Raw genomic sequence first — 6,535 nt, 5'->3', positions numbered from 1 at the left:
GGTTGATAGGCCAGATGTGGAAGCCGGGCAACCGGTGGAGCTGACTGGTACTAATAGGCCGAGGGCTTGTCCTCAGTTGCTCGCGTCCACTGTGTCAGTTCTGAAGTAACGACCGTCTGCAGCCCATGGTGGCTCCGGTCAGAATTTCATAGAGTTTCGGTGGTCATTGCGTTAGGGAAACGCCCGGTTACATTCCGAACCCGGAAGCTAAGCCTTTCAGCGCCGATGGTACTGCAGGGGGGACCCTGTGGGAGAGTAGGACGCCGCCGAACAATCATTGTGGGAGAGCCCCGCACCTTATGGTGCGGGGCTTTTCTGCGTTCAGGGCCCATTACGCGGACAGGGCCCGTTCACGTCGTGGCGGACCTGGCCGTGCCGGCCACGGCAGACCGCCGGGCGAACCTTCCTGAGAAAACTTCCGCCGGCGATGTCGAGAACCCGCGTCCGGCTCCGTCCCCGCAGTGAACGCGACCACAATGGGTCGCAGCACCAGCACTGAGGAGAGGCATTATGGCCAAGTACCTGCTGCTGAAGCACTACCGCGGCGCCCCGGCGGCGGTCAACGACGTGCCGATGGACCGGTGGACGCCGGAGGAGATCTCGGCGCACATGCAGTACATGCAGGACTTCGCGGACCGGCTGGAGAAGACCGGCGAGTTCGTCGGCGGTCAGGCGCTCGCTCCCGAGGGAGCGTGGGTCCGCTACGACGGCGAAGGGCGTCCGCCGGTCACCGACGGCCCGTTCGCCGAGACCAAGGACCTCATCGCCGGCTGGATGATCATCGACGTCGACGGCTACGACCGCGCCGTCGAGCTGGCCGGGGAACTGTCGGCCGCCCCCGGGGCGGGCGGCAAGCCGATCCACGAATGGCTCGAGCTGCGCCCCTTCCTGACCGCGCCGCCCACCATCACGGAGTGACCTCACCGATGGACGAGGCCCTGCTCCGGAGCCTCACGCCGAGCGTCCTCGGGATCCTCGTCCGCCGCGGAGCCGACTTCGCGGCGGCCGAGGACGCCGTGCAGGAGGCGCTGATCGAGGCGGTCCGCGTCTGGCCGGCCGACCTTCCGCGGGACGCGAAGGGCTGGCTGGTCACCGTGGCCTGGCGCAAGTTCCTCGACGCGACCCGGGCGGACGCCTCCCGCCGTCGGCGGGAGGAACTCGTCGACGAGGAGCCGGCGCCCGGGCCCGCGCCCGCGACGGACGACACGCTCCAGCTGTACTTCCTGTGCGCCCACCCGTCGCTGACGCCCTCGTCCGCGGTCGCGCTCACGCTGCGCGCCGTGGGCGGGCTGACCACCCGCCAGATCGCCCAGGCCTACCTGGTGCCCGAGGCGACCATGGCGCAGCGGATCAGCCGGGCCAAGCGGACCGTGTCAGGGGTGCGGTTCGACCAGCCCGGCGACGTCGCCACCGTGCTGCGCGTCCTCTACCTGGTCTTCAACGAGGGCTACTCCGGCGACGTCGACCTCGCCGCCGAGGCCATCCGGCTCACCCGGCAGCTCGCGGCCGCGATCGACCACCCCGAAGTGGCGGGCCTGCTCGCCCTCATGCTGCTCCATCACGCCCGGCGCGCCTCCCGGACCGCGCCCGACGGCGGCCTGGTGCCGCTCGCCGAGCAGGACCGCGGCCGGTGGGACACCGAGTCGATCGCCGAGGGCGTCGAGATCCTCCAGGCGGCCCTCGCACGGGACCGGCTGGGCGAGTTCCAGGCCCAGGCAGCCGTCGCGGCCCTCCACGCGGATGCGCCCACCGCCGAGGAGACCGACTGGGTGCAGATCGTCGAGTGGTACGACGAGCTCGCGCGGCTGACCGACAGCCCGGTCGTCCGGCTCAACCGCGCGGTGGCCGTCGGCGAGGCCGACGGACCGCGCGCCGGGCTGGCGGCGCTCGCCGCGCTGGACGACTCTCTGCCCCGCCACACCGCGGTGGCGGCGTACCTCCACGAGCGCGACGGCGACCTGGAGGCGGCGGCACGGCTGTACGCCGAGGCAGCCCAGAAGGCTGCCAACCTCGCCGAGCGCGACCATCTCACGCGCCAGGCCGCCCGGCTCAACGCCCGCCGGGGTCGCTGACGGGACGTACGGCGTCGGCCTGCGGGGCCCGGTCTAGGCCGGGTTCACCAGACGGGCGTCGTACGCCAGGATCACCGCCTGCACGCGGTCCCTGGCCCCCGTCTTCGACAGGATTCTGCTGATGTGCGTCTTCACCGTCGACTCGGCGAGGTGGAGACGGGTCGCGATCTCGGTGTTCGTCCAGCCCTGGCCGATGACGGTGAGGATCTCCCGTTCGCGTTCGGTGAGGCCGGCCAGCCGAGGGTCGGGGGCCTGCGGCGCGTTCGGCGCGACCGGCAGACGGTGGGCGAAGGTGTCGAGGAGACGGCGCGTCAGGCTCGGCGCGACCACCGCGTCGCCGCTCGCCACGGCGCGGATTCCCGAGAGCAGCTCCTCCGGGAGGGCGTCCTTCACCAGGAATCCGCTGGCTCCCGCGCGCAGCCCGGCGTACGCGTACTCGTCCAGGTCGAACGTGGTCAGGATGAGGACGCGGGTGCGGGCTCCGGCGGCGACGATGCGCCGCGTGGCCTCGATGCCGTCGAGGCCCGGCATGCGGATGTCCATCAGGACCACGTCCGGGTGGAGCCGCGCCACCAGGCGCACCGCCTCGGCGCCGTCCCCGGCTTCGCCGAGGAGCTCCATGTCGTCTTGGCTCTCGAGCAGCATGCGGAAGCCGAAGCGCTGCATCGGCTGGTCGTCGACGATGACCACGGTCGTCACGGGGCTGTGCCCTCCGGGAGTCGAGACGGCTGGACAGGCGGTGCGTGAGGCGGTGCGTGGGGCGAGGGGACACGAGGGTGCGGCAGACGCATATGGACGCGCCAGCCGCCCGTCGGCGCCGGCAGCGGGCCGGTCTCAAGTGTCCCTTCGTACAGGGACGTTCGCTCGCGCATTCCCGTGATGCCACGGCCTTCGGCCGGATGGGCGCCCTCGCCGCCGCCGGCGCCCGTGTCCGTGATCGTCGCTGTCACGCCCTCGTCTCCGTACGCCAGGGCCACCGTGGCGGTCGCCGCTCGGCCGCCGTGCTTCAGCGTGTTCGTCAGGGCCTCCTGGACGACCCGGTAGACGGTGAGCTGCATTCCGGCCGGCACCGAGTCGGGGCGGCCCTCGACCGTCATACGGACCGGCAGGCCCGCCGTGTCCACGCCTTCCACCAGCGCGTCCAGGTCGGACAGCGAGGGCTGCGGGGCGAGTTCGGCGGTGGGGGAGTCCTCGCGCAGGACGCCCAGGAGACGGCGGAGCTCGGCGAGCGCCTGCCGGCTGGTGGTGGCGATGGCGTCGAGGGCCTGGCCGGCGCGCTCGGGGTTCTTGGCCGCCGCGTACTTTCCGCCGTCCGCGAGCCCGGTGATCACCGACAGGTTGTGGCCGATGATGTCGTGCATCTCCCGGGCGATGCGGGTGCGTTCGGCGGCGGCGGCGATCTGGGCCTGCTGGTCGCGCTCTACTTCGAGCTGGCGGGCGCGCTCGACCAGGGAGGCGGTGTACTCCTGGCGGGTGCGGACGGCGAGGCCGAGGAGCGCGACGATCGCGTCGCCGTAGAGGGTGGGCAGGAAGGAGTGGTCCCAGCTCTCCGCCGGGAAGCGGATCGCGCTGACCGTCAGGGGGACCAGGCCGAGCGCGAAGGCCCAGGCGAGCGTGCGCAGCGGCAGCCGCAGCGCGATGTGGAAGAAGCAGACCAGGAACAGATAGCCGGACTGGAGTTGGGCGCCCGTCCAGCTGTTGAGGAGGAGGAAGGGGAGGGTGGCGAGGTACGCGGCAAAGGGGTGCGGGCGGCGCCAGAAGGCGGGGATCGCGAAGCCCAGGGACATCACGACGACCAGCTGCTGCGAGGCGTCCGGGTCGAAGGCGACGTTGCGCCAGCCGGCCGAGGCGTCGGTGAGCGTCGCCCCGAGGAAGAACAGGGTGAGCACGGCGTCCCAGACGCGGGGGCGGCGGGCGTCGAACGCGCGGACGCGCTCGCTGAACGCCTTGAAGCGGCGGGTCAGCGGCTGGGCGCCCGAGGACCAGTCCTGGTCCTGGGCGCCCCGGCGTGTGTGCGGCTCCTGCGTCACGTGATCATCCTCGTACACGGACAGGTCACACGTCGCGTCGTTTGAGCAGCAGTCCGGCTCCGCCGACCGAGGCCGCCGCCCATAGGGCGAGGACGAGCAGCGCGGCGCCCGGCGAGGCGGCGCCCGGCAGCTGCTGGGACGCGCCGAGGGCCTCGACCGCCTTGGAGGGGAAGTACTTCATGGCGGTGTCCACGACGTCGTACGGCAGCATGCCGACGATCTCGGGCACGATCAGCACGCCGCCGATGTACGCGCCGATCGCGCCGGGCACCGACCGCAGCAGGGCGCCGAGGCCCAGGGCGGTCATCCCCAGGAGGGTGATCGCGGCGGCGCTTCCCAGCAGCGCCCGGGCGATGCCGGGATCGCTCAGGGAGGCGGCCTTGTCGGTGCCCTCCAGGAAGACCTGCGCGGTGAGGAAGGTGGCGAGGACCGTGGCCAGGGAGAGGCTGAAGACGATGCCGGCGAACACCGCCGCCTTGGACCACAGCACCGGGAGCCGCTGCGGCACGGCGGTCAGGGAGGCGCGGATCATGCCGGTCGAGTACTCGCCCGCGGTGACCAGGATGCCGAGCACCGCGAGGGCGATCTGCGCGAGCTGGGTGCCCAGGAGGATCAGGGTGACGGTGTCGATCTCGGAGTCGTCGCCGTCGTAGGTGGTGCCCATGGTGATGCCGACGGCGAGGATCACGGCGTACGCGGAGAACAGCGTGATCCAGCTGGAGCGCAGCGACCAGAACTTGTGCCACTCGGAGCGCATGACGCGCGCGGGCGTCACACGGTACGCGGTCGGGGCGAGGGCGGTGGGGGTGGCGGCGGTCATGCTGCTGCTCCTGTCGGGGTGGCGGTGGCCTGGTACTCGACCGTGTCGCGGGTGAGGTCCATGAACGCCTGCTCCAGCGAGGCGGTGTGCGGGGTGAGTTCGTACAGCGGGATGCCGTGGGCGGCGGCGGTGCGTCCGATGTGCTCGCTGTCGGTGCCGCGGACTTCCAGGACGCCCGGGGCGCTGGGGGCGATCTCGACGCCGGGGGCGGCGAGGTGCTGGGCCAGCAGGGCCGCTTCGGGGGTGACGACCTTGACGGCGGCGGCGCCGGAGTCGCGTACGAAGTCCGCGACCGTGGTGTCGGCGAGCAGCCGGCCGCGGCCGATGACGACCAGATGGTCGGCGGTCAGGGCCATCTCGCTCATCAGATGGGAGGAGACGAGGACCGTGCGCCCCTCGGCGGCGAGGGACTTGAGGAGGTTGCGGATCCACAGGACGCCCTCCGGGTCGAGGCCGTTGACCGGCTCGTCGAGGATGACGGCGGCGGGGTCGCCGAGCAGGGCGGCGGCGATGCCGAGCCGCTGACCCATGCCGAGCGAGAAGCCCTTCACGCGTCTGCCGGCCACCTGGCTGATCCCGGCGAGGTCCAGGACGTGCTGGACGCGGCTCTTGGGGATGCCGTGGGTGTGGGCGAGCGCCATCAGATGGTGGTAGGCGGAGCGGCCGGGGTGCACGGAGCGGGCTTCGAGGAGCGCGCCGACCTCGTGCAGCGGGGCGTTGTGGGCGACGTACGCGCGTCCGCCGATGGTGGAGCGGCCGCGGGTCGGCTTGTCCAGGCCGAGCAGCATGCGCATGGTGGTGGACTTGCCCGCGCCGTTGGGGCCGAGGAAGCCGGTGACCGAGCCGGGCTTGACGGTGAAGCTCAGGTCCTGGACGACGGTCTTGTCGCCGTACTTCTTGGTGAGTCCCGATGCCTTGATCATGGCTTCGACGCTACGGAGCGGGCGGCGGCGGTTCGTCCGACCGGGGACGGGAGCTCGGCGCGGGCGGGTAGTACCGGGGTACGACGGCGGGGCCGCGTTGCTCGGGGCGCCGGACGCGGCCACTATCGGCGGATGGACCATGTCATCCGCGCGGTGCGCGCCGAGGAGTGGGCGAAGGCCCGGGAGATCCGGCTGGCCGCGCTTCAGGATCCGGCGGCGCCCTTCGCTTTCCTGGAGACGTACGAACAGGCCGTCCAGAAGCCGGACGCGTTCTGGCGGGATCGGGCGGCCGCTGTCGGGGAGGGCGTCGTCGCGCGGCAGTTCATCGCGGAGGCGGGGGACGGGCGGTGGCTGGGGACGCTGACCGTGCTGGTGGAGCGGCCGGCGGGCAAGGTGCGGTTCGGGGAGGCCGCCAAGAGGGACCAGACGCATGTGGTCGGGGTGTTCGTACGGCCGCAGGCGCGGGGCACCGGGGTCGCTAAGGGGCTGTTCGAGGCCGCTATGGAGTGGTCGTGGGCGCTTGAGGGGCCGCGGATCGAGCGGGTGCGGCTGTATGTGGACGAGCGGAACGCGCGTGCTGCCGCGTTCTATAGGCGCATCGGTTTCGTGCCCAGCGGCGAGAGTGTTCCCGTGCCGGGTGATCCTTCGGCACGGGAACGGGAGTTGGAGATCTGGCGGTAGGTCTGAGGG

General features: G+C 71.9%; 7 protein-coding genes and 2 rRNA genes. 5 read left to right on the top strand and 4 right to left on the bottom strand.

The genetic code is table 11. From position 1 onward, the window contains the following. The 4 genes from AB0M39_RS13200 to AB0M39_RS13185 form a co-directional block, all read left to right on the top strand. A 23S ribosomal RNA gene (locus AB0M39_RS13200) occupies nucleotides 1-74 on the top strand; the annotation flags it as partial. Between the two features lie 81 nt (nucleotides 75-155). After that, a 5S ribosomal RNA gene (rrf, locus tag AB0M39_RS13195) occupies nucleotides 156-272 on the top strand. A 238-nt stretch (nucleotides 273-510) separates the two neighbouring features. Next, nucleotides 511-918, top strand: coding sequence for a YciI family protein (locus tag AB0M39_RS13190; protein WP_365363402.1), 408 nt, complete (start codon nucleotides 511-513; stop codon nucleotides 916-918). A gap of 8 nt (nucleotides 919-926) precedes the next feature. Further along, nucleotides 927-2,072, top strand: a complete 1,146-nt coding sequence (locus AB0M39_RS13185) for a DUF6596 domain-containing protein (protein ID WP_365363405.1) — start codon at nucleotides 927-929, stop codon at nucleotides 2,070-2,072. 33 nt (nucleotides 2,073-2,105) lie between these two features. Here AB0M39_RS13185 and AB0M39_RS13180 read toward each other — a convergent pair whose 3' ends face one another. Genes AB0M39_RS13180 through AB0M39_RS13165 form a run of 4 tightly spaced genes read right to left on the bottom strand, consistent with a single transcriptional unit; the run spans nucleotide 2,106 to nucleotide 5,845 of the window. Further along, nucleotides 2,106-2,771 carry a response regulator transcription factor gene (locus tag AB0M39_RS13180; RefSeq protein ID WP_365363400.1) on the bottom strand — a complete coding sequence of 222 codons (666 nt, stop codon included), beginning with the start codon at nucleotides 2,769-2,771 and terminating at the stop codon, nucleotides 2,106-2,108. Next, complete coding sequence (locus AB0M39_RS13175) at nucleotides 2,768-4,102, bottom strand: histidine kinase (RefSeq protein ID WP_365363398.1); 1,335 nt, start codon at nucleotides 4,100-4,102, stop codon at nucleotides 2,768-2,770. The genes AB0M39_RS13180 and AB0M39_RS13175 overlap by 4 nt, the downstream gene beginning before the upstream one ends. 25 nt (nucleotides 4,103-4,127) lie before the next feature. After that, a complete protein-coding gene (locus AB0M39_RS13170; RefSeq protein ID WP_365363396.1) occupies nucleotides 4,128-4,922 on the bottom strand; it encodes an ABC transporter permease in 795 nt (264 codons plus the stop codon). Continuing rightward, entirely contained in the window at nucleotides 4,919-5,845 is a 927-nt protein-coding gene (locus tag AB0M39_RS13165) for an ABC transporter ATP-binding protein (RefSeq protein WP_365363394.1), read from the bottom strand. The genes AB0M39_RS13170 and AB0M39_RS13165 overlap by 4 nt, the downstream gene beginning before the upstream one ends. A 132-nt stretch (nucleotides 5,846-5,977) precedes the next feature. Between AB0M39_RS13165 and AB0M39_RS13160 the strand changes: the two genes are divergently transcribed. Next, nucleotides 5,978-6,526 carry a GNAT family N-acetyltransferase gene (locus AB0M39_RS13160; RefSeq protein WP_365363392.1) on the top strand — a complete coding sequence of 183 codons (549 nt, stop codon included), beginning with the start codon at nucleotides 5,978-5,980 and terminating at the stop codon, nucleotides 6,524-6,526. Nucleotides 6,527-6,535 lie beyond the last annotated feature (9 nt).

The organism is Streptomyces sp. NPDC051907 (genome assembly GCF_040681075.1).
GTDB lineage: Bacteria > Actinomycetota > Actinomycetes > Streptomycetales > Streptomycetaceae > Streptomyces.
This window is presented reverse-complemented; position numbering and strand designations above follow the sequence as displayed.

Excerpts from the sequence above, each read along its gene's own strand:
- AB0M39_RS13165 (WP_365363394.1), bottom strand. The coding sequence starts at position 5,845 with ATGATCAAGGCATCGGGACTCACCAAGAAGTACGGCGACAAGACCGTC.
- AB0M39_RS13160 (WP_365363392.1), top strand. The coding sequence starts at position 5,978 with ATGGACCATGTCATCCGCGCGGTGCGCGCCGAGGAGTGGGCGAAGGCC.
- AB0M39_RS13190 (WP_365363402.1), top strand. The coding sequence starts at position 511 with ATGGCCAAGTACCTGCTGCTGAAGCACTACCGCGGCGCCCCGGCGGCG.
- AB0M39_RS13170 (WP_365363396.1), bottom strand. The coding sequence starts at position 4,922 with ATGACCGCCGCCACCCCCACCGCCCTCGCCCCGACCGCGTACCGTGTG.
- AB0M39_RS13185 (WP_365363405.1), top strand. The coding sequence starts at position 927 with ATGGACGAGGCCCTGCTCCGGAGCCTCACGCCGAGCGTCCTCGGGATC.